Here is a 26,232-nt window from a genome sequence, read left to right as displayed (position 1 = left end):
GATAAAGCCAGATTACCCAAGCTTCCCCCGCAGGCAAAGCCAGCACAGGAAAAAGCGGACCCTAAGGTCCGCTTTCCACATTAACGGGCTCACCACAGACTCATCGAGCCAACCGGTCGCTCACCGTCATCGCCTCACATGTACATAAAGGTCATTTCGTAAGTCAGTGCCGGACGCTCCTGACCCACCACATGGACATGCTGCTCCAGAGTCACCGCGGTGCCTTTCTTGGTGGCTTCAACAGCCTTGAGACGACTGCGTGCCTGGATCTGACTGTTTACCGGCACCACCCCGGTAAAGCGCAGGCGATCCGAACCGACGTTCAACATGTTGTTAAAACCGACCACTTCGAACGGCTGCTCGGTGCGCAGCTTCGGCAGCAGCACCAGAGTCAAGAAGCCGTGGGCAATGGTGCCCTTGAAGGGGCTGTACTTGGCACACTTTTCGACGTCGGTATGGAGCCAGTAATCGTCTCCGGACAACTGGGCAAAGGCATCGATCAGGGCCTGATCTATGGTCACAGGCTCGCTCCAGCCACCGAAGTCATCGCTGATCTGGGTCTTAAGACCGGCCACGTCGTCAAAGTTGTACTGGGTCATATCGCTACTCTCTTCTTTTCCTGAGCTTTGCACTGACAGGTCAGCGCCTGCAGTACGGCATGTCGCCAGCATAGCCACCCCGTCATCCCTGAAACAATGACCAAACCCGGCCAAGATCCCATGTGCATATGCGGTCAGAGAGAAGCAGAGAGAAGCAGAGAGAAGCAGAGAGAAGCAGAGAGAAGCAGAGAGAAGCAGAGAGAAGCAGAGAGAAGCAGAGAGAAGCAGAGAGAAGCAGGAAGCCTCGGCTTTTGCTTTACCTGTATTCTGTCTTCTGTGAGCGCAGCATCCTGTCATCTGCTTTTAAGGCAGCAGGAAAAGTCACTGTTAGGAAGAGCCGTTTGGGGAGGGCGGGGGTGGGCAAGTTGGATCAGCGAGCACTCTTTTTCGCATAACCCAACATAGCACCTTGGTCGCGCCTCGGGCTTTCCCGGCAGTCGGGAACAACAAGCCCATTAAGGAGTGGCGCACTCCCTTACCTTCATCTCAATCAGACCGGTCCGGGGGACAAACCTTAGCCTTGTACTAAAACTACAAATTTGACCGAGAAAGGCGGTCTCGCATCCTTAAACGATGGGAGCCAGGGAAGCAACAATGCCGGCACAGACCAGGCTACCAGCCACGGCGTAACAGAGGCGACATACGCCCTGGTAGGGGGTAAGCCATTGAGCAGGTTTGAACATAGTAAACATATCAGTTTCCTTTTTTCTTTGATTTCAGCGTTGAGCGCATTATAGCAGCAAATTGTAATCTGAAAACCATTTTGTAAGAAAATTACACTTCTGTTCTGATCTGACAGTTCTTCACCTTGATCCCCCTCCTCACTTTCACCTTGGCGGTGACCAAGACTAAGGTCCGGCGCCCGCACGCCCCATGACATAACAGCCTCCCGGACCGCTCTCCCCTTATCCTTAACACTAAGAGGATGAAACCGAGACAGGGCTCTCCTTCCCTCCCTTCATCATCGTTCCCAACGGTGCAACACCCTATGAACGGTGAGTGATCCCTGGTTTAGGGATCCAGGACCTCTCTCCGCCCTAGGCCATCGTCGCCCGTTAAAATTGGCACAGACCGAAGAACCGCCACTTAACTCAACCCGACACGGCCATATGGTGGCCGGCTTCCATGACAAAGAAGATAGCCGCGCAGTAAAGCCTTCACCCTCGACAGCACAAAGCAGCTCAGTACGCTGGCCAAATCTGTCAATGAGACTGGCCAACTCCTGCCATTTTTTCCCTGGCACCCCCTCGTTAGAGTGGTGAACATGCGACGCTGTGCCGCTCCCTGATCGTAACGATCACTCAACGCAGCCAGCGCCACTCAATCGATGGCCAACTGTTCGGCAGTACGCCGATGGCCTTCCAGGGAAGTAAAGGAGCAAGCCAATGGCTGAAGCCGTTATCGTTGAAGCACTACGTACCCCCATCGCCCGAGGCAAACCCATCGTCGGGGATCTGCACGGGTTCCACGCCACCGAACTGCTGGCTCTGTCCATGCGCGGGGTACTGGAGAAAGCGGGCCTGGAGCGCACCGACATCGACCAGTTGATCGGCGGCTGCGTGACCCAGGCCGGAGAGCAGGCGGGCAACCTGTGTCGCAACGCCTGGCTCTCCATGGGGGGCACCTATAACGGTGGCGCCACCACCATCGATGCCCAATGTGGCTCGGCCCAACAGGCCAACCACCTGATCTCCGCCCTGATCAGTAGCGGCTCCATCGACACGGGGATCGCCTGCGGCGTTGAGGCCATGAGCCGGGTCGGCCTGGGCATGAACGTTTACAACGGCCCGGGCTTCTTCCTGCCCAAGTCCTGGCCCTGGGACTCCACCCCGGACCAATTTGCTTCCGCCGAGCGGATCGCCAAGAACCGGGGGATCACCCGCCAAGATGCCGATGAGTTTGCCGTACGCTCCCAGCAGCGTGCGCACGCCGCCTGGGAAGCGGGCCATTTTGATCGTGAGATCATTCCGGTCACTGCCCCCATCATCGGCGAAGATGGCAAGCCCACCGGAGAAACCAAGCTGGTCACCCGGGATCAGGGCCTGCGCCAGACCACCATGGAGTCCCTGGGGCAACTCAAGGCCGTGGCCGAAGGTGGGATCCACACCCCTGGCAACTCCTCACAGATCTCCGATGGCTCCGCCGCCGTGCTGTGGATGAGCAAAGAGGAAGCGATCGCCCGGGGACTCAAGCCCCGTGCCCGGATCATCACCGATGTGGTGGTCGGCGCCGATCCCTACTACCTGCTGGATGGCCCGGTGAATGCGACCGAACTGCTGCTCAAGAAAAGCGGCATGAACATCGGTGATATCGATCTGTTCGAGGTCAACGAAGCGTTCGCCGCCGTGGTGTTGTCCTGGGCCCGGGTGTTCAAGCCGGATATGGATAAGGTCAACGTCAACGGCGGCGCCATCGCCCTGGGTCACCCGGTCGGCAGTACCGGTGCCCGTTTGATCACCTCGGCACTCCACGAGTTGGAGCGCACCGATAAGAATACGGCCCTGATCACCATGTGCTGCGGCGCCTCGGTGGGCACCGGCACCATCATCGAGCGCCTGTAAGCGCCGACAACGCCACCTGGCTGTCGGCCATTTAAGAATGAATCAGCGGGGCAGAGTCGCCCCGCCAAGGAGAGCGAATCATGAGTCAATTGGACGGAAAAGTTGCCATCGTTACCGGCGCCGGACGCGGCCTGGGTCGCGCAGAGGCCATCGAGCTGGCCAAGCAGGGTGCCCGCGTGGTGATCAACGATCTGGGCCACAACAGTGATGCCCAGGCGGTCGCCATGGGCGTGGTGGAAGAGATCAAGGGGTTCGGCGGTGAAGCCATCGCCCACTTCGGCGACTGTGCCGACTGGAACGACTCCAAGGCCCTGTTTGCCAAGGCCATCGACACCTGGGGCGACGTCAATATCCTGGTCAACAACGCCGGGTTCTGCCGCGATCGCCTGATCTTCAACATGTCAGAAGAGGAGTTTGACTCGGTCGTCCGCGTTCACCTCAAGGGCCACTTCGTCAACATGCGGCACGCCACCGAGTACTGGCGTAACAAGTGCAAAGCCGATGGCAAGCCGGTGTTTGGCCGCCTGGTGAGCACCTCCTCCGAGGCCTTCCTGTTTGGCTCTGCCGGCCAACCCAACTACGCCGCTGCCAAGGCGGGTATTGTGGCCATGACCATGGGCGCCGCCCAGGTGATGATGAACTATGGCGTCACCGCTAACGTGATCTGCCCCCGTGCCCGCACCGACATGACCAACCAGGGCCCCACCGCCAAGTTCTTCGTTAAGCCGGAAGAGGGCTTTGATACCTTTGCACCGGAAAACGTCAGCCCTCTGGTGGCCTACCTCAGTGGTCCGCAGGCAGGGAACATCTCCGGCCAGGTGTTCGTGGTGTGGGGCAAGCAGGTTACCGTCGTGGACCGCCCCGTGCTGGGCAAAACCTTCGAGAGCGGCGAGATCTGGACGCCAGAGGGACTGCACAGCGCCATGGGCGAGCATTTCGCCGATCTGACGCCGGTGCGTGACGGCTTCGCCATCATGCCCCAGATGTGATCGGGAGCTCGACAGCATGATCCAGCCCAACGACCTTCGCCTCAAGATCACCGAGCAGCTGCGCCGGCTCAACCAGCATCTGGTGGCCGACACGGTGAACGAGGAGAGCCTGGCCCGACTGGCCCTGCTGCTGGAGAAGGCCGAGCCTTTGGTGCTGGGTCACCCGCCACGGATGCGCCATGTCCGGGCTCAACAGGATGGCGCCTACGATTACGGCCCGGCGCAGAACTGTTTTACCCCGGTCAGTGGCAGCTGTAATGCCGTCGCCCCGAAAGCCCGCTATCTCATGGAGCAGCGGGGTGATGATATCCTGGCGGTGGCCGAAGTGGAGTACAGTGCCGCTTTCGAAGGGGGCCCGGGATTGGTCCATGGCGGTTTCACCGCCGCCCTGTTTGATGAGCTGTTTGGCATCGTTCAGGCCCCCAAATCCGTCCCCAGCATGACGGGCAAGCTGCAGGTGACCTATCGCAAACCCGTGCCGCTGAAAACGCCCCTGCGTTTTGAGGCCTGGTGCGAAAGTCATGTGGGGCGTAAAAGCGTACTCAAGGGGCGCCTGTGCCTGGATGCCCCCGAGGCAAGAGGGGTGACACTGGCCGAAGCGAATGCCCTGTTTATCGACGTGGATCCGGCCATGTATCGGCAATTGTCGGTGCAGCGAAATGCAGCACTGACCGAACACAGGATCCCTTCGGCCCAGGCCGAAGGGCTCGAGTAAAGGAGGACAGATGTCCGATCTCAACGCCTTCCGTCAGGAGATCCGAACCTGGCTGGAACAAAACTGCCCCCCCGCCATGCGCACGCCGGCGACGCCGGAAGAACAGGTCTGGGGCGGCCGCAATATTCAATTTCCCAGTGAAGAGTCCAAGATCTGGTTCGAGCGCTGTGTCGAAAAAGGCTATTGCGTGCCGGACTGGCCCACGGAATACGGGGGCGCCGGTTTCGATGCCAAGCAAACCAAGATCTTCAAACAGGAGATGGCCCGCCTCGGCTGTCGTCCCCCTCAGGTCAATTTGGGGATCTGGATGGCGGGTCCGGCGATCCTGGAGTTTGGCACCGAGGAGCAAAAGCGTGAGCATCTGCCGAAGATCGCCCGCGGTGAGATCCGCTGGTGTCAGGGCTACTCGGAGCCGGGTGCGGGCTCAGATCTGGCCGGCCTGCAGTGTAAGGCCGAGCCTGATGGCGATGACTACATCGTCAACGGCACCAAGATCTGGACCTCCTACGCCGATCACTCCGATTGGATCTACTGCCTGACCCGCACCGACAAGGACGCCAAGAAACAGGAGGGGATCACCTTCCTGCTGTTTGACATGACCTCCGCGGGCGTGGAAGCCAAGCCCATTGAGCTGATCACAGGTGAAACCCACTTCTGCCAGACCTTCTTCGACAATGTCCGCGTGCCCAAGGCTAACCGCCTGGGCGAAGAGAACAAGGGCTGGACCGTCGCCAAACGGGTACTGGAGTTTGAGCGCAACATGATGGCCGATCTGGAAGCGACCATCGCCGCCGATCCCCTCAACCTGGCCAACCTGGCCAAGACCCATCTGGGCGAGATCAATGGCCAGGTGGCGGATCCCATCCTGCGTCAGGAGATCGCCCGCAGCGAGATCGACAAGCGCGCATTGGATCTGGCGATGCCCCGCATGGGCGATGAGTACGCCCAGGGCATGGGTGATCCCAGCCTGGGGATGATCCTCAAGTACGCCGGTACCGAAGGCGAAAAGCGTAAGTACGAACTGGCCTTGAAGATCGCGGGGAGCCAGGCACTGGGCTGGGGGGGCGAAGGGTTTAGCGAAGCGGATCTGAAGCTGACCCGGGACTGGCTGGGGGTGAAAACCCACTCCATTGCCGGTGGTACATCGGAGATCCAGCTCAATATCATCGCCAAGCGGGTGCTTGGCCTGCCGGACCAATAAGGAGCGCGCATGTCTTTAGCATTCAATGAGGAGCAACGGGCCCTCAAAGACACCGCCCGTGATTTTGCCCAGGCGCAGGCCCCGGTCGAGGCGCTGCGTGCCTTGAGGGACGCCGGCAGTGAGCAGGCCTTCGATGATGGCACCTGGCAACAGATGCTGGAGCTGGGCTGGGGCGGCATGTTGCTGCCGGAAACCTACGGCGGCTTTGACTTCGGGCTCAAGGGCCTGTGCGCCGGCATGGAGGAGTTTGGCCGCACCCTGGTGTGCTCACCGCTGCTCAGCTCAGTCGTGCTGTGCGGCAGTGCCATCCTGGCGGCGGGCAACGAACAGCAGAAACAGCAGTGGCTGCCCAAGATCGCCAGCGGCGAAGTGCGTTTTGCCCTGGCCCTGGATGAAGGGGTGCACCATAACCCGGCTCGGATCCAGACCCGAGCCGACCGTACGGTCGACGGCTACCTGCTCAACGGCAACAAGGAGATGGTGATCGACGCCATCGGTGCCGATCAGCTTCTGGTGGTGGCTCAGGAAGCGGGAGAGCTGGGCCTCTACCTGGTGGATCCATCAACCCCGGGGATCGTCATTGAGCGGCGCCAGTTGGTGGACAGTCGTAACTATGCCCAGGTGCGTTTTGAGAACGTGGCCATCGGTGAGCAGGACAAGCTCAGCGGCCTGGGCCCGGATGACGGCAGCCTGCGTGACGCCCTGGAGCTGGCCCTGGACAACGGCCGCATCGCCCTGAGTGCCGAGCTGTTTGGCGGCGTTCAGGCGATGTTTGAGCGTACCGTGGACTATCTCAAGGAGCGCAAGCAGTTTGGCGTCCACATCGGCTCCTTCCAGGCCCTGCAACACCGAGCGGCACAGATGTTTATCGAAGTGCAGCAGGCCAAGACGGTACTGATGGATGCCCTGGCGGCGGTCGAGCAGGATCGCCCCGATCGGGCCAGACGGATCAGTGCCGCCAAGGCCAAGATCGGTGAGCTTGCCGAACTCGTGACCAACGAGGCGGTCCAGCTGCATGGCGGGATCGGGGTGACCGACGAACTGGAGGTGGGCTTCTTCCTCAAGCGTGCCCGGGTGGTCCAGGCACTGCTGGGCAACAGCCAGTTCCACTATGATCGCTATGCTCAGCTAAGCGGCTACTGAGCCGCAGCCAAGGGCTCTTTGCGGACACAAAAAAACGCCCGTTGATGAGACGGGCGTTTTCTTGTCGTGCCGGGCAAAGGGGATGAATCCGTACCGCGACACTAACTTGCAGGGATGATGATGCAAGGCCATTGTGACACAGCCCACAGGAATGACACCAGCCCCGAAAAGAAATATCTTTCCCACTAAAGCCCAAAAGGACGATCCCGATCACACGGCGAAAAGTATGGACCTTTGCTGTATCTCAAAAAAGCTATGTCCTAACGAGCTGTTGCGGCTAAATGCTTTTGAAAAGAAAGCGAAACCTCTATGTCCCATCCAATATCTTCGCCGACTTCGAGGACGATTCCTGCACGCAATCGCTACGCCGTTCGAAGGCGCGAAAGGGGAAAAGACGGGGATCCGTATCCCACCTCGTCCCCCATTCAGAATTGGTGAGGCAAAGGGGAGTCAGAGCGGGGCGCGCAGTAGGGACGGGCCCCCTTGGGTTGGGCGGCTCCTTGGCCTCCCTGCCGCCACGGCATGGGTGCGTCCTGCACGGCACCACGCCAACGCGACAAGGCGAGTGGCTAAGTCTATGAATCGCAAAAGGGAGTTCAGTGCAACCCTTGTCGGGTACACAGCCAAAAAAAACGCCCAAGAAACCAGTCTTGGGCGTGAATGTTCGACGACGACAATGGGTGGTGCTTTGGGCTCCACCCCGAACACAATGAAGGATAGTGCACAGGAAGATAATGAAGTCATAGAATCAGACCGGGGCAAACTGTGAAAGTTCATGAAAAGTAGAAATTTTCTTAATGTTTTTCTTCGGCCGGAAAACCGGCACAAAAAAAGCCCACAGTGACAGGCTGTAGGCTTTTCTTGTTGGATACGGCCAGCTCTCGAATCAAGCGGCGGCTCCAATTTGCAGGGAGGATGATGAGTCCGTAGTAATAGACGCGCCTCGTGGCAAAAAGTTCATCCCATTTCAAAAAAATGTATCTTTTTATCAAAAGTATCACGGATGGATTTACCAGTCCTTAACCTAAGCCGCGGTTTTCCTTGGAGTTATACTCAAAAACCGTCGTCGCCAAACCAGCATGTATTGAGTAGAGCCCAGGCAAGCTGCCCGCTTTGAGTGGTACACAAACAAAAAAGCCCCGGCCAAAGCCGGGGCGATGATAACGACGGAGTGAGCCTTTAGCCTATAGCCTTACGCCGACGCAGCCCCAGGCCGCCCAGCAGGGCCAGCACCCAGATGCCCAGGCTACCCGAGTCATCCTTCTTCTCGACAGACTCGGTGGTCGGCTCGACGATCTCAAACACCAGCAACGTCTGATCCGTTGCCCCGTAGAGATCGGTCACGGTCACCAGGTAGCTCCGGCTCAATGGCCCGGTTGGCGTACCATAGAAGGTGCCCATCTCCTCATCAAAGGTCAGCCACTCCGGCGCATCGTTGATGGTGTAGCTGAGCACATCCCAATCCTGCGGATCATCGGCCACCACAGCGCCGCTGAGTGTCACGCCGGTCGTGCCAGTCACGGTATAGCGCCCCTGGCTGAAGCTGGGCTTCTGATTCTCGAGGACATTGACCTTGATGGTCAGCTCCTGCTCGATCTCCACCACGCCATCGGAGACCACCACGGCGAACGTCTCGGTATAGGTGTTCGCCAGCTTGGGCGGCGTACCGCGCAGGGCACCATCCGCAGACAGACTCAGCCAGCTCGGCTCCTCATCCTCGGCGGGTTCGTCGCGGAAACGGAAAGTCAGTGCATCGCCATCGGGATCCGTCGCCACCAACTGACCGCGGAACGGCAGGCGGGCATCGGTTTCATAGCTCAGCGAACTGCCATCAAATACCGGCGCATTATTAAACGCCTTGACCTGAAGTGTCACCGGGTGGGCGTCACTGGCACCGAAGTTATCGGTGACGACCACGTCAAACTGCACCGTGCCGATATCGGACGCTGCCGGTGTGCCGGAGAAGGTCCCGTTAGTGTTCAGGACAAACCAAGCCGGGGCATTGGGTGCGGTAAAGGTGAGGGTTTCTTCCGGGAAGTCGATGTCCGGATCGGTGGCTGTCAGAGTGCCTTCCAGCAGCTGGCCAACCACACGGACATAGGTATAGGTATTCGTGTCATCCAGAACCGGTGGACGGTTTCCCGGCCGAGTGAAGGTGATCACCAAAGTGGCTTCAACCGGCTCATTGGTCCCATCGGATACGCTGACCAAAAAGTCCGTCACCCCTTCGTCCGTAGGAGTGGGGGCCCCATTCAGCGTGCCGTCATCAGCGACGGTTAGCCAGGTTGAAGCTGTCTCCAACTTAAAGGTAAGGGGACTGTTCTCCAGATCAGTGGCTTCCAGTTTACCGAGGATCGCGGAATCGATCTCCACCGTATGCTTGAGGCTCTCCGCCACAAAAGCTGGCGGATCATTATATGCCTCAACGGTGATCGTTACCTGCGCTTCAGCAGAGTCACCAAACGGATCGGAAACCCGAACGGTAAAGCTATGATCGCCGATATCCTCGTCAGTTGGATCACCGGTCAAGAGGCCCTGCTCACTCAGGCTGCTCCAGCTGGGCAGATCCGTAGAGGTAAAGCTCAGGGTATCATTTGGGTTTACGTCACTGGCAAACGGCGCAATGTCGCTGTTTAAAGAACTTCCTGAGACAACAGAAGGCAATGAGATAAGATCCTGCGACCAAACCGGCGCCGTGTTGGGGGCAAAGCCGGTCAAAGCCAGATTTTTCAAATAACCAAAGTTATTCCATTTGTCCTCTTTCATCGCATGAGAGAAACGGATCGTCAACTCAGGCGCAAAGTCCGCTTGCTCAGGCAGACTAAATCTCACCTGTGTCCAGTTTGTATCATCGGTGCGCTCCAGCTCCGTAAAGGTCGTCCCGTCTATCGACCACTCGGCCGCGAGATACCAGTTTTGAGCCACGTCCAAGCCAGCAGTTTTCCGCACATAATGGATCTGGAGATTCTTCAGCTTTGAGGCATCAAAGGTTTGGTACATTACCCCGCCTTTGGCAAGCCGAGCCCCCGAGTCGCTATACAAGGCCCCATTCGGGTTTGCACCAACTTTAGGCGCTACATCCCCTTCCCAATTCCCTGCAAGGTCGACTGTACCTGTACCTGGATTATCATCAAAATCATCGGAGTACAGGGAGACAAACTCCCCCTTGCCCATGATCATCAACTCGACGTCGGCATCCTCTGAGCTGCCAGAGGTTTGTTCCGTGGAGGTATAAGAGAAAGAGACAAGTCCGGCAAATCCAGGCTCCGGGGTATAGGTGAACCCACCATCAGGTTCAACCGTGAGCGCACCTCGCTCCGGCTGCTGATAGTCGCTCACCGTGAGGCTGTCGCCCGCAGAAACTTGATCGTTGGCCAAAAGCCCCAGCCCAGCCGTAAAGCTGGCAGGCTGATCATCGGTCACCGCATAAAAGTCTCGATTGGCCTTCAGTGCCGAGGTCTGGGTATCGCGCTTGTACTCCCCAGCATCACGAGACTGGCCAAACAGGATTGCCCGATGCTGCCAAAGAGCCAGGTAGGCAGAGTTATCTCGAAACAGGAAAGCTGACAGGGCCGGATCTTGAGCCGCCACCATCTCAGCCTTCATCTGTGCACGCAGTTCAACCAGGCTCTCGGCATGAGCCGCATCACCAATCAGATTATTGACCGAGTGATAATCCGTGCCCGCATAGAGCTCTTCGGAAACCCGCTGGTTATAAAAGTCTTTCCTGGCTTGCTCCAGCACATTAAAGGAGGCGGAGGTTTTGGATGCTGCCTGCATCGTCCCGTTATAGGAGGGGGTGCCAAAGGGGGTAAAGATGTAGTTATAGCCCTCAGTCTGAATGGCCCGCATCGCCCTCGGGTTAGCAACATTGGTTCCCCAGAAAGTTTTATACACCGTTTCCCGTGGCTTGGCCGCATCATCCATGCCGCTATCCAGCAGCGCATAGAGAGACTGGCCCATCGCCTCAGAAGGCACGGTCCCACCGCTCGCTTCCAGCAGAGTTGGTAGGATATCCAAGGTGGAGACCATGTCGCTGTTGCTGTCTATGGTTACCATCTTACCCTCGATGGCACCACTGATGATCAGTGGCGTACGGGTACCGGCATTCCACAGGTTGGCCTCGGCAAAAGGAAAAGCCCAGCCCTGGGGGGAATAGAGCACATAGAGGGTATTGGCAGAGTCCAGTACCCCGGCACCTAAACCATCTTCACCCAACACTTCGAGTTGCTGCCGAATTTCCGCCAGGGTGTCATCCGCCCGATTCACCGAGGAGAGGTAATATTTAATCTCGGCGGATGTTTTACCCAGGGCATCATCCGCCAACGAAGGCGGCACTATACCGGAATCAGGGTAAGGGATGGATGGACTGGGCGTTTCCGTCTCATCTGGAGTGAGCGGATCTTTTGCCGCCAGGGCCCAAAACTCCCGCGCCGGATCAGCAATGTTGACGGTCAAAAACAGTGGCTGGCCATCCGTATTGGCTTGGCTCAACGCCGCCTTGGCCCAGCCCGCATAGTCCACAGGATCACGGGATACTACAGGGGTCACTTCATCTGCCCACTGATCATAGTCCCAGCTATAGGGAACAGACGGTGTTACATAGGTCGAATCGCCAATCACGGCAGTCGTGTATCCCAGAACGTCGAGCAACTCTGGCAGTGCTTTCACCGGAGAGTTCCAAACCTGGGTATCATCAATTACCCCGCTTTGATGGGGGTAAACCCCGGTCATCAGGGCATTGGTCGAGGTAACAAATTTGGACGAAACCGAGTGGGCATTGGTAAATGTCATGCCGTTCACAGCGAGCGCATTGATCGCCGGGGTTTCCAGACCAGGGTAGTTCCCGCCAAAGGCGGCCAGATGCTCCGGATTCAACCCATCCATGCTGATCAGCACGATATTAGGCTGGGCCAGGGCGGCTCCCGATACCGTCAATCCCGCCAGGGTCAACGCCATCGCCAATTGAGTCTTTTTCATTCTTTACGTCCTTTTATTGGAAGTGTTCTTCCTTCTCGCCAGTCCCGTCCGCGCCCGGACGCCATCCTTGTTACCCAAGGGAATGCTTTACTGACAACAAACAAAAACGGTTCCTGTGATCGTGGTTATTGCCTCAAGGGCTGGCGCAGCCTATTGGCTGCGCCACGTTGGCGATTTATTGGCGGCGACGACGCCATCCCAGCAGACCCAGCAGGCCGAGTCCGGCCAGACCCAGGCTACCCGAGCTCTCTTTGCTTTCCTCGGTATCGCTGGTCGCAGCGGCGGCAATGACCAGATCCAACCGGGCTTCGGCCACCTCGCCGTACAGATCCGTGACCTGAACGACATAGCTACCCTCTTGCGCCTCGGTGGGCGTGCCGAAGTAGCTGCCATCGTCGTTGAAGGTCAACCAGGCCGGGCCATTTACCAGGGTGTAGATCAGGCTATCCCAGTCATTAGGATCCTCGGCGACCACCACTCCGCTCAGGCTCTGACCTGCCTGCCCTTCTTGGCTAAACTGGGCCTGGGTAAAGCTCGGAGCCTGGTTATCGAGACGCTTCACCGTGATCACCAGGGTCTGCTCAATGGGGAAGGAACCATCGGTTACCGAGACGGTGAATCGCTCCTCCATGTCCCCCTCGCTCAGCGGCGGCGTGCCAGACAGGCGACCGCTGGCATCGACGCTGAGCCAGTCTGCCCCTTCAATCAGGGAGTAAGTGAGTGGGTCACCATCGGGATCCGTGGCTTCCAGTTTGCCATTTATCGGCAGCAGGGCTTGAGCCTCATGACGCAGGCTCTCCGGGTTAAACACCGGCGCTTCATTGAAGGCTTTCACCACTATGGTGACCGCCTGGGTGGTAACGGCATCGAAGTTATCGGCAACGCTTACGGCAAACTGGAAGGTGCCAACATCGGCTGCCGTCGGCACACCAGAAAACGACAGGTTGCCCGTCGTGGTAACGGTGAGCCACTCCGGTGCGCCATCTGCCGTGAAGGTCAGGGCCTCATCGGGGAAGATCAGATCCTCATCATCGGCACTAAGGGTGGCATCCAGAGACTCGCCGTACACCAGGTAATAGGTGTACTGGTTGGCCTCATCCCAAACCGGCGCACGGTTGACCGGACGAGTCAGGTTGATGGTCAGCTTGCCATGGATGGTTTCGACGGTATCGTTGACGGAAACATCGAAGCTGTAAACCGCATCTGGCACATTCACATCGGCATTGATGGTCAAGGCGCCGCTGGGATCCCACTGCAACCAACTGGGCGCATTCGTGACCTCAAAGGTCAGGTCTGCTTGGTCATGATCCCCATCGGTGGCCACCAACTGGCCATTGAGCACCCCGGGGATCTCCAGCTCATAGCTGAGGCTATCCAAGTCAAACTCCGGCGCCAGGTTGGGCTTAATGACATTGACCGTCAGGGTCTTTGGCAGGCTCTCATAGCCGCCATCATCCCGTGCAATCACAGTCAGCTCGTAAGAGCCCTCATCATTGATGGTGGGGTTACCCGTCAACTCGCCGGACGGAGAAACGCCCGTCACCCAATCAGGCAAAGCGCCAACCGTATAGAAGGTCAGGGATGTTGAAGCCTGATCCGGATCAGTGACAAAGTCACTGAGCTCTACGCTATACGCTTCGCCATAGGTGGCACCCGGCATATTAATCAGCTCATCCCACACCGGCGGCTGGTTGCCGATAGGCAAAGCGGTAATAGATACATTATCCTGGCTGAAGGCGTGGATATTACTGGTTTTATTAGAAAAGTGTTCAAAACGCACCCACACGCTGTCTTTATCCTCGACCTCATCGGGCAAGATCGTATGCCAAACCTGCATGTGCGCATCTTTGCTATTCTTATTCACAACAAAAACGTGGTCTTCGCCATATGCGCTCAGTCCAAGATTGCTCGTCAACTCCTTCCACTCAACCCTATCCAGCGAGTAGGAAACCACATAGCCATATTCTGTATCGGCACCGGTATCTACGTCACTGAGATCAAGATAGCTAGGATGCACTTCCCGGCCCAAGTGTGCCTGCAACTGGATATTGCGCCGCCCTTTGGTTGAAAAGTCACGTTCGATATAGCCCCGGCTACGGATCCAGTTGGAGAACTTGCCGGTCGGGAACATGGCGTTCCACTTAGCGATGAAAATATCATTGCTTCGTTTAACCGCTGTCCAACCATTTTCCGGTGCCCTTCTACCATCATTCAAGTCAGTGTTTTCTTTCTCTGCGGAAGCGTTGGCGAGGTCATCCACACGGCAGCTGAACATTCCCAGTGGCTTATCACCCTTGAAGCCCGAATCGTCCATGGTGCCATCGATATTGCCATGACACTCGAAGCCATCACGGAAGATGGTCGTACGCTGATCTGCGCCAACGGGATCCACCACGGTCAGATCGACATCAATTTTCCTTGAGTTGCCATCCTCCGTTAGGGTGACAGTGAAAGCGTCGTAACCGGAAAAATACTGACCCGGGTAGGGCGTATAGGTAAAAGCGCCGGTCGCCAGATCCAATGCCACATCACCATGGCGGGCCTGGGTATAATCATCCAGAGTCACGTCGGCGCCACCGGCATTGAGCTTAGTGAGCAGCCCCTGCTTGGCGGAAACCGTCAGGGCCTGGCCCATCCAACCGTTGTAGCTACCACCCTCAAATGTCTTGTTTTCAAATACCTTTCTGGAATTAGTGTTTTTGTTTCCCCTGCGATCCGCATCCCAGATGGCCCGACGATTCCAGTTAAGCAGGGCCGCTTCGTTGTCCCGTTCCAGATAGGCGCGCAAGGCCGGATCATGGGTCTCCACCATTTGAGCCACCAGCGCCTGGCGCAGCGCCTGCTCCTCATCCTTCACTGCATCGCTGCCCACCAGGTTGGCATCCACGCCGGCGATCCCATCTAACGGATAGAGCTCTTCCAGCACCCGAGTGGTGTAATGCGTCTTGGCAGGTTCACCCAGCTCGGCAAAGGCGTCCGTGCCCATCGCCGGCGACACCATCGCCGCAGTGGGCACAACGAACTCCTCAGCAGGATAGGGCGCGGCATCGTGCACCGTTACCCAGGGGTTGAAAATCAGTCTATGGGTTTCGTTTTGCACCGAGCGCATCGGTCGTGGCACCAAGTCAGCATCTTCGTGGTAACTGGCGAAGAGGGTGTCGTGCCCCTGGGCTCCAGGAGTGCCCTGCAGCAGGGGTAACAGGGACTGACCGGCGAACTCCATCTGGCTCGCGTCCAGCCCAGCCACCTCCAGGATGGTGGGGTAGAGATCCAGCAGAGAGATAGGCTCCGCCACCTCGGCAGAGGTAAACACGGTGCCTTCCACGTCCGCATCGGGGGTAGCGGTGCCCTTGATGATCAGCGGCACATGGGTGCTCTGCTCCCAGACGTTGTTGCCGCCATAGGGCAGGGCCCAGCCCTGGGTGGAGTAGAAGATCACTACGGTGTTATCCAGCACCGTTCCATCCATTGTAACCTGCGCCTGCAACGTATCGAGCACCTCCTTAAGTGCCAAATCACCCCGGTTGGCACTCATGAGGTATCGCTCCAGCTCAGCCTTGGTCGCATCGGCATTAGTCAGGGGAGCCGGTGGCGTCGGGACAGAACCAATGTAATCCGCATCCGGTGTTGTGCCATCACCGCTGGTCCAGAACTCCAGCTGAGGATCGGTGATATTGACCATCATAAAGAAGGGGTCGGAACCTGTTGCTACCAGAGCATCGTTAACCCAGGTGCCGTAGTCCGTTGGCTCGCGCTCCGTTACAGGAGCTGGGGAGTAGTAATCCCACGCATAGGGCACAGAAGGAGTGACATGGGTGCGATCCCCCAGGACTGCCGTTTTATAGCCTTTTGTTTTCAATTCATCCAGCAGCTCTGTACTCGGCTTATCCCACAGTGGCGTGGCTCCAACGATGCCGCTCTGGTGCGGATAGAGACCGGTCATGATGGCGCCGGTGGCGGTGGCAAAGGTGGTGGCTGGGGTGTGGGCCTGCTTGAATACCACGCTCTGAGTGGCCAGCTCGTCCGCCTTAACATGGGGCGGCGTGCTCAGTGGATTGCCAAAAGCAGCCAAATACGCTGGATTCACCCCATCCATGCTGATCAGCACGATATTAGGCTGGGCCAGGGCAAAACCAGATGTCGTCAGCCCGGCTAGGGCCAGCGCCATCGCCAGTTTAGTTTTTCTCATTATTCTGTCGTCCTATGCGTTTGAGCCGAAATTCCTTCTTTCTGCCTACGTCACGGCACCGCGCTGAGCAAAAAGACACCTAGCAGGGTCAAATTTACAACAACCAGCAAACGCGCAAGAACACTCTTTAACCTTGATTACAAAGGGGTAACAGCAAGCACGAAAATCAAGTAAAAAACAACAATGTAAAGTAACTTTTCATCCTGGAACAACGCTCGAACGCGAATAACATCCCATCACAGCGCCCTTTCAAAGGCCCCCTTTTCTCGAAGTAAATTCATGTCAACTTTGTAAGTGGGCGATTGACACAGCAATTGCAACATTCATCAAACCTGGATAGGAGCAGTGCTTTCTGCCATTCCCTGTCGCATGGCCGTCCCCTCGCTTAACAAAAGAGCGCCTTAACGACTCCCCGTGAAACCAATGGCCCTAAGGTGTGATGGCGACAAATCGCTTTTGGAGAGATGTTCTTAAGCGCCAGATATCACCATGACAGGCAAGGCTTTGGCCATCGAAATGGGAATGACACCGGGTAAGACTGCAAAAGGAGATGAGAGGCTAAGAAGGAGAAAAGACCGCGAATCAAAAGGGCCCACGAGGGGCCCTGAAAGATGGCAGAGGAGCCGCAAGCTTTACTGCTTGCCGAGGATCAACCCCGAAGTGGGCACGCCTGTCCCGGCCGACACCAGGACGTTCTCCACGTTATCCACCTGGTTGATTGCCTCCCCACGGATCTGACGCACCCCTTCGGCGATGCCGTTCATACCATGGATGTACGCTTCACCCAGTTGTCCGCCATGGGTGTTGATGGGCAGGCGACCACCCATCTCAATCTCACCGGCGCGGACGAAATCCTTGGCTTTGCCCTGATCACAGAAGCCGAACTCCTCAAGCTGCTGCAATACAAAGGGGGTGAAATGATCGTAGATCACCGCCGTCTGAATGTCCGCCGGCCCGATCCCCGCCTGGCTGTAGAGCTGTTTGGCCACCAGCCCCACTTCGGTTAAACGGGACATATCCTTGCGGTAGAAATGGGTCATCATCTGGGGATCATCACAGGCCCCCTGGGCCGCCGCCTTGATCAGGGCCGGGGTCTTGTTCAGCGTCTTGGCCCGTTCGGCAGAGGTGATCACCAGTGCCACGCCGCCATCACTCTCCTGGCAGCAATCGAGCAGACGCAGAGGCTCACAGATCCAGCGCGAAGCTTGGTGCTCCTCCAGGGTGATGGGCTGCTGATAGAACCAGGCATTGGGGTTGTTGGCCGCCATCTTGCGCGCCGCCACCGCCACGCGACCGAAATCTTCATCCGTCGCCCCAGTTTCATGCATGTAGCGCTGAGCCACCATGGCCACCCAAGACGCCGGCGTCACCAGGCCATGGGGAATGTACCAGCCATAGTGGGCCGTCTCGAAGGTGGGATCCGCCGCCGTATCCTGCATGCCGGTACCGAACCGATACTCGGAGCGCTCGTTCATGGCACGGTAAACGACCACCACTTCCGCCACCCCTGTAGCCACTGCCATCGCCGCCTGCTGCACCGTGGCACAGGCGGCGCCACCGCCGTAATGGATGCGGCTGAAGAACTTCAGCTCCTTGCCGCCGATCTCCCGGTGTACTTCGATCTCCGGGTTGTTGTCCATGGTAAAAGTACAGATCCCATCCACTTCGCTGGGATCAATCCCGGCATCGGCCAAAGCCGCGGTCACACACTCCACCGCCAGCTGCATCTCGCTGCGGCCGGACTTCTTCGAAAATTCAGTGGCCCCGATGCCGACGATGGCCGCGGCGCCACTGAGTCCACGTTTGTTTGCATTGATGCTGCTCATGCGTCTCCCTCCGGCAGGCTCACCAGCACGGTGCCATTTACGTGATTGCCCATGCTGTTTTTGCCCACCACGGCCACTTCCACCACATTGTTCTCATGCTTGGCCGCCACCTTGCCACTCAGCGTCATGGTGTCACCGACATAGTTGGGTACCCCAAGCTTGATGTTGACGCTGTTTAGCAGACCGGACGGACCGCTCCAGTCGGTGATCAGGCGCCCGACCAGGCCGTTGGTGGTGAGGATATTCATAAAGATATCCTCACTGCCCAGAGACTGAGCCGCGTCCCGATCATGGTGTACATTCTGATAGTCCCGAGAGGCGATCGCCGTCGCGACGATCAGCCGAGTGGTCACCTCTATGACCAGGGACGGCAGCTTGTCGCCCACCTGTACGTTTGAATAGGTCACTGCGTTCATAGCCTGACTCATACGATCGCCTCCAGGGTTTCCGCCTGCGCCAGGTACTGCCCCAACTTGGCCAGTTGCTGAGTGCCCCCACCCAGGCTCAGGGTGTTCTGCTTGGTCCACAGGTAGAAGCGGTGCAGGGGGTAATCGATGTCCGAGCCGATCCCGCCGTGCAGATGCTGGGCGGTATGCGCCACTCGATGACCACCGGTTGCAGCCCACCATTTGGCACTGCGCACACTGGCTTCGGTATCGGCGCTTGCGCTGTCACCATCCACCAGCCAGAGTGCCTTCCAATAGGCCGAACGGGTCGCTTCCACATCGATAAAGGCATCGGCAGCTCGGATGGTTGTACTCTGGAAACCGGCGATGGCATTGCCAAACTGTTTACGCTCTGAGGTGTACTCGGCGGTGCGTTTGAGCGCCTCCTCCATCACCCCGATCTGGATAGCCACCAGGGCCACCTGAGCCCGCAGCTCTATCCATTTAAGTGCCGCCGCGCCTTCGGATGGCCCTACCAGCACCTGCTCCGGGGCGATGGCCACATCGTCGGCCACCAGGGTGGCACAAGGTTGACCATTGGTGGAGAGGCCCGCCTCCAGCGTCACCTGCTCCGGCTTGACCAGCAGCAACACCGTCCCTTGCTCGCTCTGGGCCGGAACGATGATGGCGGCAGATTCAGCGGCAAAAGGCACCGCCTGGCGCACGCCACTGAGCCGGTAACCATCGCCGTCAGCCGTGGCGGTGATGGGGGCAATAGCCGCCTCGCTCATGCCCAACTCGGCGTACGCGCCGGTCAACAGGTGTTCTCCCGTGGCCAGGCCGGTCAACAGAGTATCCTTCTGCTGATCGCTGCCAAATTCGGCCAGAGGCAGTCCCCCCAACACCAGGGCGTTGTACAACGGCAGAGGCGCCACAAAGCGGCCCTGCTCTTCCAGGATCAAACACAGCTCGGTAAAGCCCAGCTGGGAGCCACCAAAGGCTTCCGGCACGGCAATGCCCAGCAGGCCGGACTCGGCAAACTGTTGCCACAGGGCCTGATCATAGGGGGCGCCGCTTTGAGCCTGGGCGTGTACCTGCTCATCGGAGGCCTGATCCCGCAAGATCTGACGGGTCAAATCGCGGATCGCGACCTGGTCTTCGGTAAAGTTAAAATCCATCTCTCTCTCCTCAGATCTGAGCAGGTTTAAACAGGGCCAGGCTCAGATCATCACCACAATCGGTGATCTCCGCCTGCACCGGCAGTCCGATCTTCACCGCTTCCGGCTCGATCCCCACCAACTGGGCAATCAAACGGGTCCCCTCCTCAAGCTCGACCAGGGCGATGGGATTGGGCTCATCAAAAGCGGGCAAAGCCGGGTGGTGCAGGTTCACGAAACTGTGGATCACGCCGCGACCGGAGGCCTCGATGGCATCGTGCTTCAACGACTGGCAGCTGGGGCACATGGGTGAAGGGGGATGACGCAGGGTATTGCAGCTGGTACAGCGCTGGATCAGCAGCTTGCCCTGCTTGAGCCCCTCCCAGAAGAAACGGTTATCCCGGTTGATCCCCGGCTGTGGCCGCTGGGCCTTGCGCGACTTGCCGCCGGTCGGCTTGTCCGCCGGCGCCGCCTGACGCTCGGGTGCCTTGAACTTGAGCAGGCGGAAACGCATCTCCGCCACGCTCTCATCATTCTGATCGGTAAAGTGCCACAGCTCGGTAACGAAATAACCTTCGCCCAGTGCCGTATGTTTGAGCTCAGACACCGACTCAATGGTGTTGGTATGCTTGATATCATCACCGGGATGGAGGTGACGGAAATAGTTCTGATCACAATTCACCGCCACCACGGAGACGTAACCATACTCATCCAGGATATCGAGCACATAGGGCTGCTCGGCGGTGCGCAGCACACTGCCCGGGGCCTGGGTCTCGGTCACCCCTTTCATGGTCCAGGCCTGGATCATGGTGGGCGGCGCCACCACATCCGGGAACCCCTGGCTGCGGGCAAACTCCACGTCAGTATACAGGGGGTTGTCGTCACCCATCGCCTGACACCAGTGACGGATCATGGGCAGGTTGATAGGATCCCAGCTGCGCTGCGGCCCGACCGTCACACCGACCGTCGCCGCCATACGTGCTTCGAGCTCCCGCTGTTGGGCCTGCCCCGCTTCGATTGGGCCTTCTTTGCTCATAGTGATGCTTCTCCCTGATCCCCCTCAAGACGCTTGCGAGGGAATTCCTAGTTACTCACCATTCTAAGGGTGCAGGCCTTGCTCTCAATGGCGGATCCGGCCAAAGGGCAGTAACAAAATAGCCCGCCGACAGGCAGCCGTCCCACCTCCAGCAGCCATTGCCAAGGCGCCTTTCCGGCGCGTACCCTTGCGTCATTCCCCCAACGAGTGGACAGCAACCTATGAACGCCCTTTGCCAATATCCCATCGGCACCCCCGGCCAACCCTGGACCGACCTCGACAAGGCTCGCTGGCGCGCCCAGACCGAGATCAAACGCAGCTACGCCGATGAAGTACTGAGCAAGCTCGCCGCCCTCATGGATCGTTTTGATCGGATCCAGTACGGCGCCCTCACCTACGATCCCGAACGCTACCCCCTCTTCGCCCTGAAAAGCCGCGACTGGCAAGGTGAACGCCCCAAGGTGCTGATCACCGGTGGCGTCCATGGCTATGAAACCAGTGGGGTTCAGGGGGCCATCGCTTTCCTGGACCAGGTTGCAGAGCGCTACGAAGATAAGATCGATCTGCTGGTACTGCCCTGCATCAGTCCATGGGGCTATGAAACCATCAACCGCTGGAACCCGCACTGCGTCGATCCCAACCGCTCATTTATGCCAAACAGTCCCAGCGAAGAAGCGGCCGCCGCCATGGCCTTCGTGGCCGAGCAAGGGGTCGAATTCCTCGCTCACCTGGATCTGCATGAAACCACGGATACGGACAAGAGCGAGTTTCGTCCGGCCCTGATGGCGCGCGACGGCAAACCCTTTGATGCAGCCAGTGAGCATATCCCTGATGGTTTCTATACCGTCGATGACAGTGAACGTTCACAACCGGAATTTCAGCAGGCGATCATCGAGGCGGTGGCCACGGTGACCCACATCGCTCCAGCCGATGAAAAGGGCGAGATCATCGGCGCCGCGGTGCAACAGGAGGGAGTGATCCATTACCCCAAGAAGCAATTGGGCCTGTGCGGCGGTATGACCGACGCCCCCTATGTCACCACCACTGAGGTCTACCCGGACAGCCCAAGGGCTACGCCAGAGGAGTGCAATACGGCCCAGATCGCCGCCATTATCGGCGCACTGGATCACCTGCTGGCTAGGGATGGAAACTAGGGATTGGGAAAAGCCTAGGTTCTAGGGAAGAGCCTGGGAAAAGCCTAGGAAGAACCTGGGAAGAGCCTGGGAAGCGCCTAGGTTCTAGGAAAAGCCTAGGATCTAGGGAAGGGCCTAGGTTCTAGGAGAGCCCCAAGAAGCTCTTACCTAGAACCTAGAACCTAGAACCTAGAACCTAGAACCCGACCCCAGCACCTGAAACCTAGAACCTAGTACCTAGTACCTAGTACCTAGTACCTGTCCCCTACCCCATCGACTGTGATCCGTCGCAAGCAAATGAATAGATCTACATGTTTTTTGCATAAAACAACAATTGGCGCTTGATCGTTTCAAATCCCCTGTTATTATCGCCGCAGGCATTACCGATATGCACATAACAAGAATAAGTATTCACCGAGAGAGTAGTACGATGGCTGAACAAGTCCTGAACCAAGCGTCCGACAAGACGCTCAACAGCACCCGGAACATCCTGATGTTCATCATCCCGTCCCTTCTGGGCGTGCTGTTCTTTTTGGCGCCACTGACCGTAGATGGCAACATTACTTTCCCCCTGGCGCTGATGGCCTCCGGCCTTAAGGGCCTGCTGGGCGATGCAATCCTGCCCCTGGTCACCGCAGTGATCTGCACCACGGCACTGCTCTCCACCCTGGCCAGCCTGCTCAAGCCGAAACTGGTGACCCAGTCTCCCCTGCTGACCCGGTTGTTCTGCGTCTCCAAGGGCTGGCTGGTGGTTCGGATCCTAGGGGGTCTGTTCACCCTGCTGGCACTCAATGAAGTGGGTCCGGAGATCATCTGGAGCGGCGACACCGGCGGCCTGGTGCTGAACGACCTGCTGCCATCCCTGTTTGTCACCTTCTTCTTCGCCGGCCTGCTGCTGCCACTGCTGCTCAACTTCGGCCTGCTGGAACTGCTGGGGACCCTGATGAGCAAGATCATGCGGCCCCTGTTCCGGCTGCCGGGTCGGGCTGCCATCGACTGTCTCTCCTCCTGGCTGGGTGATGGGACCGTCGGGGTGATCCTGACCTCCAAGCAGTACGAAGAGAAGAAGTACACCGAGCGGGAAGCCGCCGTGGTAGCCACCATGTTCTCCATCGTCGGGATCTCCTTCTCCCTGGTGGTACTGACCCAGGTCGGCCTGCAAAACTACTTCGTGCCCTTCTACGCCGCCATCTGCCTGTCCGGTGCCGTTGCCGCCATGCTGATCCAGTACCTGCCACCGCTGTCCTACAAGAAAAACCTCTACATCGATGGCACCGCGCCAAACCACAGCGACGAGTTGGTTCCCCAGGGCATGTCTGCCACCAAGTACGGCTACCAGTTGGCCCTGCAACGGGCATCCAAGGTTGATAGCCTGGGCGACGTCGCCAAAAAAGGCCTGCATACCGCCCTGGACATGGTGATTGGCGTCCTGCCTGTGGTCATGGCCATCGGTACTCTGGGCCTGGTGATCGCCGAAGCCACCCCGCTATTTAGCTGGCTGGGCGCCCCGTTCGTACCAGTACTGGAGCTGCTGCAGGTGCCTCAGGCTGCCGATGCCGCCCAAGCCGTCATGGTTGGCTTCACCGACATGTTCGTCCCCTCCATCCTGGTCACTGGCCTGGACAGCGAGATGACCAAGTTCGTGATTGCCGCCCTGTCCGTGACCCAGTTGATCTTCATGTCCGAGACCGGCTCGGTGATCCTGAGCTCCAAGATCCCACTGAACATCTTCGAGCTGATGGCCATCTTTGTCCTGCGGACCCTGGTTACTCTGCCGATCATCGTTGTGGTTGCCCACCTGGTGTTCTAAGCAAACCGTAAAAGAACTAAAAACGCCGCCTTGCTCAATGCAAGGCGGCGTTTTTTATCTGTGCTTTCGCCAATTCCCGTCCGGTGGTGACACCACCCAAGCCCACCCCGAGGCTCAATGCTTCGTCAGTGAGATCAGCCGCGTAGCGGCGTGATCTGACGCGTCTGTTCAACCCTATGTCAGCTTACGGGACTGCGTCCCTAAGCTAACCTACGGAGCCGGGCGCTTCGTAGGTTAGATCAGCCGCGCAGCGGCGTGATCTGACATACCGGTATTGGACCTAAAGCCATGTCAGCTTACGGGACTGCGTCCCTAAGCTAACCTACGGAGCCGGACGCTTCGTAGGTTAGATCAGCCGCGCAGCGGCGTGATCTGACGCTCCCGGTATCGAGCCCAAAGCCTCTTTCCTCGCAGTTACCCCACCAGATCCAGCACCCGACGCTTAAAACTGGCGCCGGCCGCTTCGACAATGGTTTGGCAGGCGGCGATATCCACCCCCTCCAGTCCGTCGATGGCGGACACCTCCACCTTGCCAATATACTGCGGCGCCAGCTCAATAAACTCGCGTACCGCGTCGTAGGAACCCTTAAGCTTGGGGGCGCAGTGCTTGAGATAGGTCGCTTCATCCTGGGCATTGAGGGAGATGGAGAGGGCATCCACGCAGGTAGCCAGCTCGGGCAGGATATTGCGGCGGTGAAACAGGTTGCCCAGGCCATCAGTGTTGATCCGCACCTTGCCGCCCTGCGCCTTGATCGCCCTGGCCACCGCCAGCAGGGTGTCCAGGTTCAGGGTGGGCTCGCCATAGCCACAGAACACGTACTCGTCGAACGCGGCCACGTCGCCCAGCATAGGGAGGAACTCTTCGGCCTTGGGCTGACGATCCAGCCCCAACTGGTACTGGTGCACCTGGGTGGAACCGTTCTGCTTGGGGCAGAACTGGCAGCGCAGGGTACAGCGGCCGGTGATATTGAGGTAACGGCTATTGCGAATGTCGTAGACCAGGGTGGCTTCACTCATGGGAACTTGGGCTTTGTCGAAAAGAAATACCACCCTACCTCCGGTCGTACCCCCGTACAGCGTGCGAACCCAAAAGCTTGCGCTGGCTCACGTCACACCCGGCTTAGCTGTCCCGTCTTGCCATCACAAACAGGAAATTGGGTTGGGTGCTCAATCGCCGATACGTCTCAGGGCTACGCTGACGCAATCGTTCGGTTGCCGTGCCCTCCTCCAGGGCGGTGATCACAAAGCCGTTCTCCGTCACTGCTCCGATCTGCTCCCCCAGCGAGCGTCGATAGAAGACCACCTCAACTGGCGTTCCCACCGTGTCCCAAGACTCGCTGATCGCCTCCCGGGCGTAGTAATTACCGCTCGGCGACAGTTCCGCATCCGCCACCGGGCTATGGGTTGAAAACAACAGCCTTCCACCAGGCTTCAGTACCCGGGCGCACTCGGCAAAAAAGGCATAGTGATCATCGAGGTAGTGCACCATCAAGGGGCTCAGCACCAGATCATACTGCCCGTCGGCCTCCTGGGGCAGCCCTTGCGTCAGGTCCTGCACATAAGAATGCAGATCCTTGCACCCGGCAAAGCGCTTCTGTACCAGTTCAACCATGTGCGATGACCGATCCACCGCGGTGACGTCGGCACCACGTTTGAGCAATTCGGCCACATACTCGCCGGGACCACAGCCCAGATCCAGCACTCGCTTGCCGCTGAGTTCAGGCAGCGCCTTGTCCAGCATGGCCAGGGTCGTGGGCCGTTCAAACTCCGCGTTGTAGTCGTTGTCTTTCAACACCTCGGCATAAGCCTTGGCGTGCTTGCCATACATCTCATTCATGATGCTATGCCTGCATCCTTTTCAGAACGCAACAAACCGGCGGCTTCTGCCTGATCCAACTTGTCTTCCAGTACCTCCCACAGTGCCGGAATACCCTTGCCGATACGGCTGTTGATGTTCAGCACCATCTCCTTGCTGACATTGTGCTTTTGCCAGCTATGGCCATCCCCGTGCAGGTTATGCAACAGCGGCGGCACCCGATCGATCGCCTTGGCAAACTTGGCATCGGCGGTGTCACCGTCTTCAAATTCCCGCCACAGATCCAGATACCCAACGGCGACCTCATCTGGCAGGATCGCTAAGAGTCGTTTTACCCCGCTCTCTTCGGCCAGCTTGTTCTCCGGGGTTTCACTGGCGTAGATAATGGTGTCGCCGGCATCGATCTCCCCCAGATCATGGATAAGCAGCATCTTTATCACCCGATCAATATTGACCGGCTCGGCAGCAAAATCCTTTAGCATTAGCGCACTGAGAGCGACATGCCAGCTGTGTTCGGCGGAGTTTTCATAACGCTCGAGCCCCACCGGGCGGGTCTTGCGATGGACGTCTTTGAGTTTTTCAATCTCGACGATGAAGTCGATAATCTGCTGGATCGGGTTATGCATTGCGGGCTCCGGAAGTTGAGAGGGCCGATTTTACCCGATGACCGGCAGGGCCTCTACCGACCGGG

Annotated in this window: 18 protein-coding genes; 7 read left to right on the top strand and 11 right to left on the bottom strand. The window is 58.2% G+C overall.

Translation table 11 applies throughout. The features are described from left to right. Positions 1-134: 134 nt before the first annotated feature. Together AC2D8U_RS12795 and AC2D8U_RS12790 are read right to left on the bottom strand one after the other, a co-directional pair. Entirely contained in the window at positions 135-599 is a 465-nt protein-coding gene (locus AC2D8U_RS12795) for a MaoC family dehydratase (protein WP_484619456.1), read from the bottom strand. A 566-nt stretch (positions 600-1,165) separates the two neighbouring features. Continuing rightward, positions 1,166-1,291 carry a hypothetical protein gene (locus AC2D8U_RS12790; protein ID WP_484619455.1) on the bottom strand — a complete coding sequence of 42 codons (126 nt, stop codon included), beginning with the start codon at positions 1,289-1,291 and terminating at the stop codon, positions 1,166-1,168. 693 nt (positions 1,292-1,984) lie between these two features. Here AC2D8U_RS12790 and AC2D8U_RS12785 point away from each other — a divergent pair. The 5 genes from AC2D8U_RS12785 to AC2D8U_RS12765 all read left to right on the top strand — a co-directional run bounded on the left by AC2D8U_RS12785 (position 1,985) and on the right by AC2D8U_RS12765 (position 7,208). Next, complete coding sequence (locus tag AC2D8U_RS12785; RefSeq protein ID WP_484619454.1) at positions 1,985-3,160, top strand: steroid 3-ketoacyl-CoA thiolase; 1,176 nt, start codon at positions 1,985-1,987, stop codon at positions 3,158-3,160. An 80-nt stretch (positions 3,161-3,240) separates the two neighbouring features. Then, on the top strand, positions 3,241-4,149 hold the full coding sequence (locus tag AC2D8U_RS12780; RefSeq protein WP_484619453.1) for an SDR family NAD(P)-dependent oxidoreductase: 909 nt from the start codon (positions 3,241-3,243) through the stop codon (positions 4,147-4,149). 16 nt (positions 4,150-4,165) lie between these two features. Continuing rightward, positions 4,166-4,864 carry a PaaI family thioesterase gene (locus AC2D8U_RS12775; RefSeq protein ID WP_484619452.1) on the top strand — a complete coding sequence of 233 codons (699 nt, stop codon included), beginning with the start codon at positions 4,166-4,168 and terminating at the stop codon, positions 4,862-4,864. Positions 4,865-4,874: 10 nt separating this feature from the next. Beyond that, positions 4,875-6,065 (top strand): acyl-CoA dehydrogenase family protein, encoded by a 1,191-nt coding sequence (locus AC2D8U_RS12770; RefSeq protein ID WP_484619451.1) that lies wholly within the window; start codon positions 4,875-4,877, stop codon positions 6,063-6,065. A gap of 9 nt (positions 6,066-6,074) precedes the next feature. Beyond that, positions 6,075-7,208, top strand: a complete 1,134-nt coding sequence (locus tag AC2D8U_RS12765) for an acyl-CoA dehydrogenase family protein (protein ID WP_484619450.1) — start codon at positions 6,075-6,077, stop codon at positions 7,206-7,208. 1,179 nt (positions 7,209-8,387) lie between these two features. On the opposite strand, the gene AC2D8U_RS12760 is transcribed toward AC2D8U_RS12765, so the two are convergent. The 6 genes from AC2D8U_RS12760 to AC2D8U_RS12735 all read right to left on the bottom strand — a co-directional run bounded on the left by AC2D8U_RS12760 (position 8,388) and on the right by AC2D8U_RS12735 (position 20,782). Continuing rightward, positions 8,388-12,188 (bottom strand): Ig-like domain-containing protein, encoded by a 3,801-nt coding sequence (locus AC2D8U_RS12760; protein WP_484619449.1) that lies wholly within the window; start codon positions 12,186-12,188, stop codon positions 8,388-8,390. 175 nt (positions 12,189-12,363) lie between these two features. Further along, positions 12,364-16,377, bottom strand: coding sequence for a putative Ig domain-containing protein (locus AC2D8U_RS12755; RefSeq protein ID WP_484619448.1), 4,014 nt, complete (start codon positions 16,375-16,377; stop codon positions 12,364-12,366). Between the two features lie 632 nt (positions 16,378-17,009). Further along, on the bottom strand, positions 17,010-18,203 hold the full coding sequence (locus AC2D8U_RS12750) for a lipid-transfer protein (RefSeq protein ID WP_484619447.1): 1,194 nt from the start codon (positions 18,201-18,203) through the stop codon (positions 17,010-17,012). Next, entirely contained in the window at positions 18,200-18,631 is a 432-nt protein-coding gene (locus AC2D8U_RS12745) for a MaoC family dehydratase (RefSeq protein ID WP_484619446.1), read from the bottom strand. The genes AC2D8U_RS12750 and AC2D8U_RS12745 overlap by 4 nt, the downstream gene beginning before the upstream one ends. Continuing rightward, entirely contained in the window at positions 18,628-19,767 is a 1,140-nt protein-coding gene (locus AC2D8U_RS12740) for an acyl-CoA dehydrogenase family protein (RefSeq protein ID WP_484619445.1), read from the bottom strand. The genes AC2D8U_RS12745 and AC2D8U_RS12740 overlap by 4 nt, the downstream gene beginning before the upstream one ends. A 10-nt stretch (positions 19,768-19,777) precedes the next feature. Then, the gene (locus AC2D8U_RS12735; protein ID WP_484619444.1) at positions 19,778-20,782 is read right to left on the bottom strand and encodes an OB-fold domain-containing protein; all 1,005 of its coding nucleotides are present in this window, start codon (positions 20,780-20,782) and stop codon (positions 19,778-19,780) included. 221 nt (positions 20,783-21,003) lie between these two features. Between AC2D8U_RS12735 and AC2D8U_RS12730 the strand changes: the two genes are divergently transcribed. Together AC2D8U_RS12730 and AC2D8U_RS12725 are read left to right on the top strand one after the other, a co-directional pair. After that, on the top strand, positions 21,004-21,936 hold the full coding sequence (locus AC2D8U_RS12730; RefSeq protein WP_484619443.1) for a M14 family metallopeptidase: 933 nt from the start codon (positions 21,004-21,006) through the stop codon (positions 21,934-21,936). Between the two features lie 409 nt (positions 21,937-22,345). Further along, on the top strand, positions 22,346-23,725 hold the full coding sequence (locus AC2D8U_RS12725; RefSeq protein WP_484619442.1) for a YjiH family protein: 1,380 nt from the start codon (positions 22,346-22,348) through the stop codon (positions 23,723-23,725). Positions 23,726-24,139: 414 nt separating this feature from the next. On the opposite strand, the gene AC2D8U_RS12720 is transcribed toward AC2D8U_RS12725, so the two are convergent. From AC2D8U_RS12720 to AC2D8U_RS12710, 3 genes are all read right to left on the bottom strand, one after another. After that, the gene (locus AC2D8U_RS12720; RefSeq protein WP_484619441.1) at positions 24,140-24,742 is read right to left on the bottom strand and encodes a TatD family nuclease-associated radical SAM protein; all 603 of its coding nucleotides are present in this window, start codon (positions 24,740-24,742) and stop codon (positions 24,140-24,142) included. Between the two features lie 103 nt (positions 24,743-24,845). Then, a complete protein-coding gene (locus tag AC2D8U_RS12715) occupies positions 24,846-25,562 on the bottom strand; it encodes a class I SAM-dependent methyltransferase (protein ID WP_484619440.1) in 717 nt (238 codons plus the stop codon). Then, positions 25,559-26,167 (bottom strand): HD domain-containing protein, encoded by a 609-nt coding sequence (locus AC2D8U_RS12710; RefSeq protein ID WP_484619439.1) that lies wholly within the window; start codon positions 26,165-26,167, stop codon positions 25,559-25,561. Before AC2D8U_RS12710 ends, AC2D8U_RS12715 begins: the two co-directional genes overlap by 4 nt. Between the last annotated feature and the right edge of the window lie 65 nt (positions 26,168-26,232).

It is taken from the genome of Ferrimonas sp. YIN67, assembly GCF_057219095.1.
This window is presented reverse-complemented; position numbering and strand designations above follow the sequence as displayed.

What these genes read in the sequence shown, in the direction of transcription:
- AC2D8U_RS12795 (WP_484619456.1), bottom strand. Translation starts at nt 599, where the DNA reads ATGACCCAGTACAACTTTGACGACGTGGCCGGTCTTAAGACCCAGATC.
- AC2D8U_RS12790 (WP_484619455.1), bottom strand. Translation starts at nt 1,291, where the DNA reads ATGTTTACTATGTTCAAACCTGCTCAATGGCTTACCCCCTACCAGGGC.
- AC2D8U_RS12785 (WP_484619454.1), top strand. Translation starts at nt 1,985, where the DNA reads ATGGCTGAAGCCGTTATCGTTGAAGCACTACGTACCCCCATCGCCCGA.
- AC2D8U_RS12780 (WP_484619453.1), top strand. Translation starts at nt 3,241, where the DNA reads ATGAGTCAATTGGACGGAAAAGTTGCCATCGTTACCGGCGCCGGACGC.
- AC2D8U_RS12775 (WP_484619452.1), top strand. Translation starts at nt 4,166, where the DNA reads ATGATCCAGCCCAACGACCTTCGCCTCAAGATCACCGAGCAGCTGCGC.
- AC2D8U_RS12770 (WP_484619451.1), top strand. Translation starts at nt 4,875, where the DNA reads ATGTCCGATCTCAACGCCTTCCGTCAGGAGATCCGAACCTGGCTGGAA.
- AC2D8U_RS12765 (WP_484619450.1), top strand. Translation starts at nt 6,075, where the DNA reads ATGTCTTTAGCATTCAATGAGGAGCAACGGGCCCTCAAAGACACCGCC.
- AC2D8U_RS12760 (WP_484619449.1), bottom strand. Translation starts at nt 12,188, where the DNA reads ATGAAAAAGACTCAATTGGCGATGGCGTTGACCCTGGCGGGATTGACG.
- AC2D8U_RS12755 (WP_484619448.1), bottom strand. Translation starts at nt 16,377, where the DNA reads ATGAGAAAAACTAAACTGGCGATGGCGCTGGCCCTAGCCGGGCTGACG.
- AC2D8U_RS12750 (WP_484619447.1), bottom strand. Translation starts at nt 18,203, where the DNA reads ATGAGCAGCATCAATGCAAACAAACGTGGACTCAGTGGCGCCGCGGCC.
- AC2D8U_RS12745 (WP_484619446.1), bottom strand. Translation starts at nt 18,631, where the DNA reads ATGAGTCAGGCTATGAACGCAGTGACCTATTCAAACGTACAGGTGGGC.
- AC2D8U_RS12740 (WP_484619445.1), bottom strand. Translation starts at nt 19,767, where the DNA reads ATGGATTTTAACTTTACCGAAGACCAGGTCGCGATCCGCGATTTGACC.
- AC2D8U_RS12735 (WP_484619444.1), bottom strand. Translation starts at nt 20,782, where the DNA reads ATGAGCAAAGAAGGCCCAATCGAAGCGGGGCAGGCCCAACAGCGGGAG.
- AC2D8U_RS12730 (WP_484619443.1), top strand. Translation starts at nt 21,004, where the DNA reads ATGAACGCCCTTTGCCAATATCCCATCGGCACCCCCGGCCAACCCTGG.
- AC2D8U_RS12725 (WP_484619442.1), top strand. Translation starts at nt 22,346, where the DNA reads ATGGCTGAACAAGTCCTGAACCAAGCGTCCGACAAGACGCTCAACAGC.
- AC2D8U_RS12720 (WP_484619441.1), bottom strand. Translation starts at nt 24,742, where the DNA reads ATGAGTGAAGCCACCCTGGTCTACGACATTCGCAATAGCCGTTACCTC.
- AC2D8U_RS12715 (WP_484619440.1), bottom strand. Translation starts at nt 25,562, where the DNA reads ATGAATGAGATGTATGGCAAGCACGCCAAGGCTTATGCCGAGGTGTTG.
- AC2D8U_RS12710 (WP_484619439.1), bottom strand. Translation starts at nt 26,167, where the DNA reads ATGCATAACCCGATCCAGCAGATTATCGACTTCATCGTCGAGATTGAA.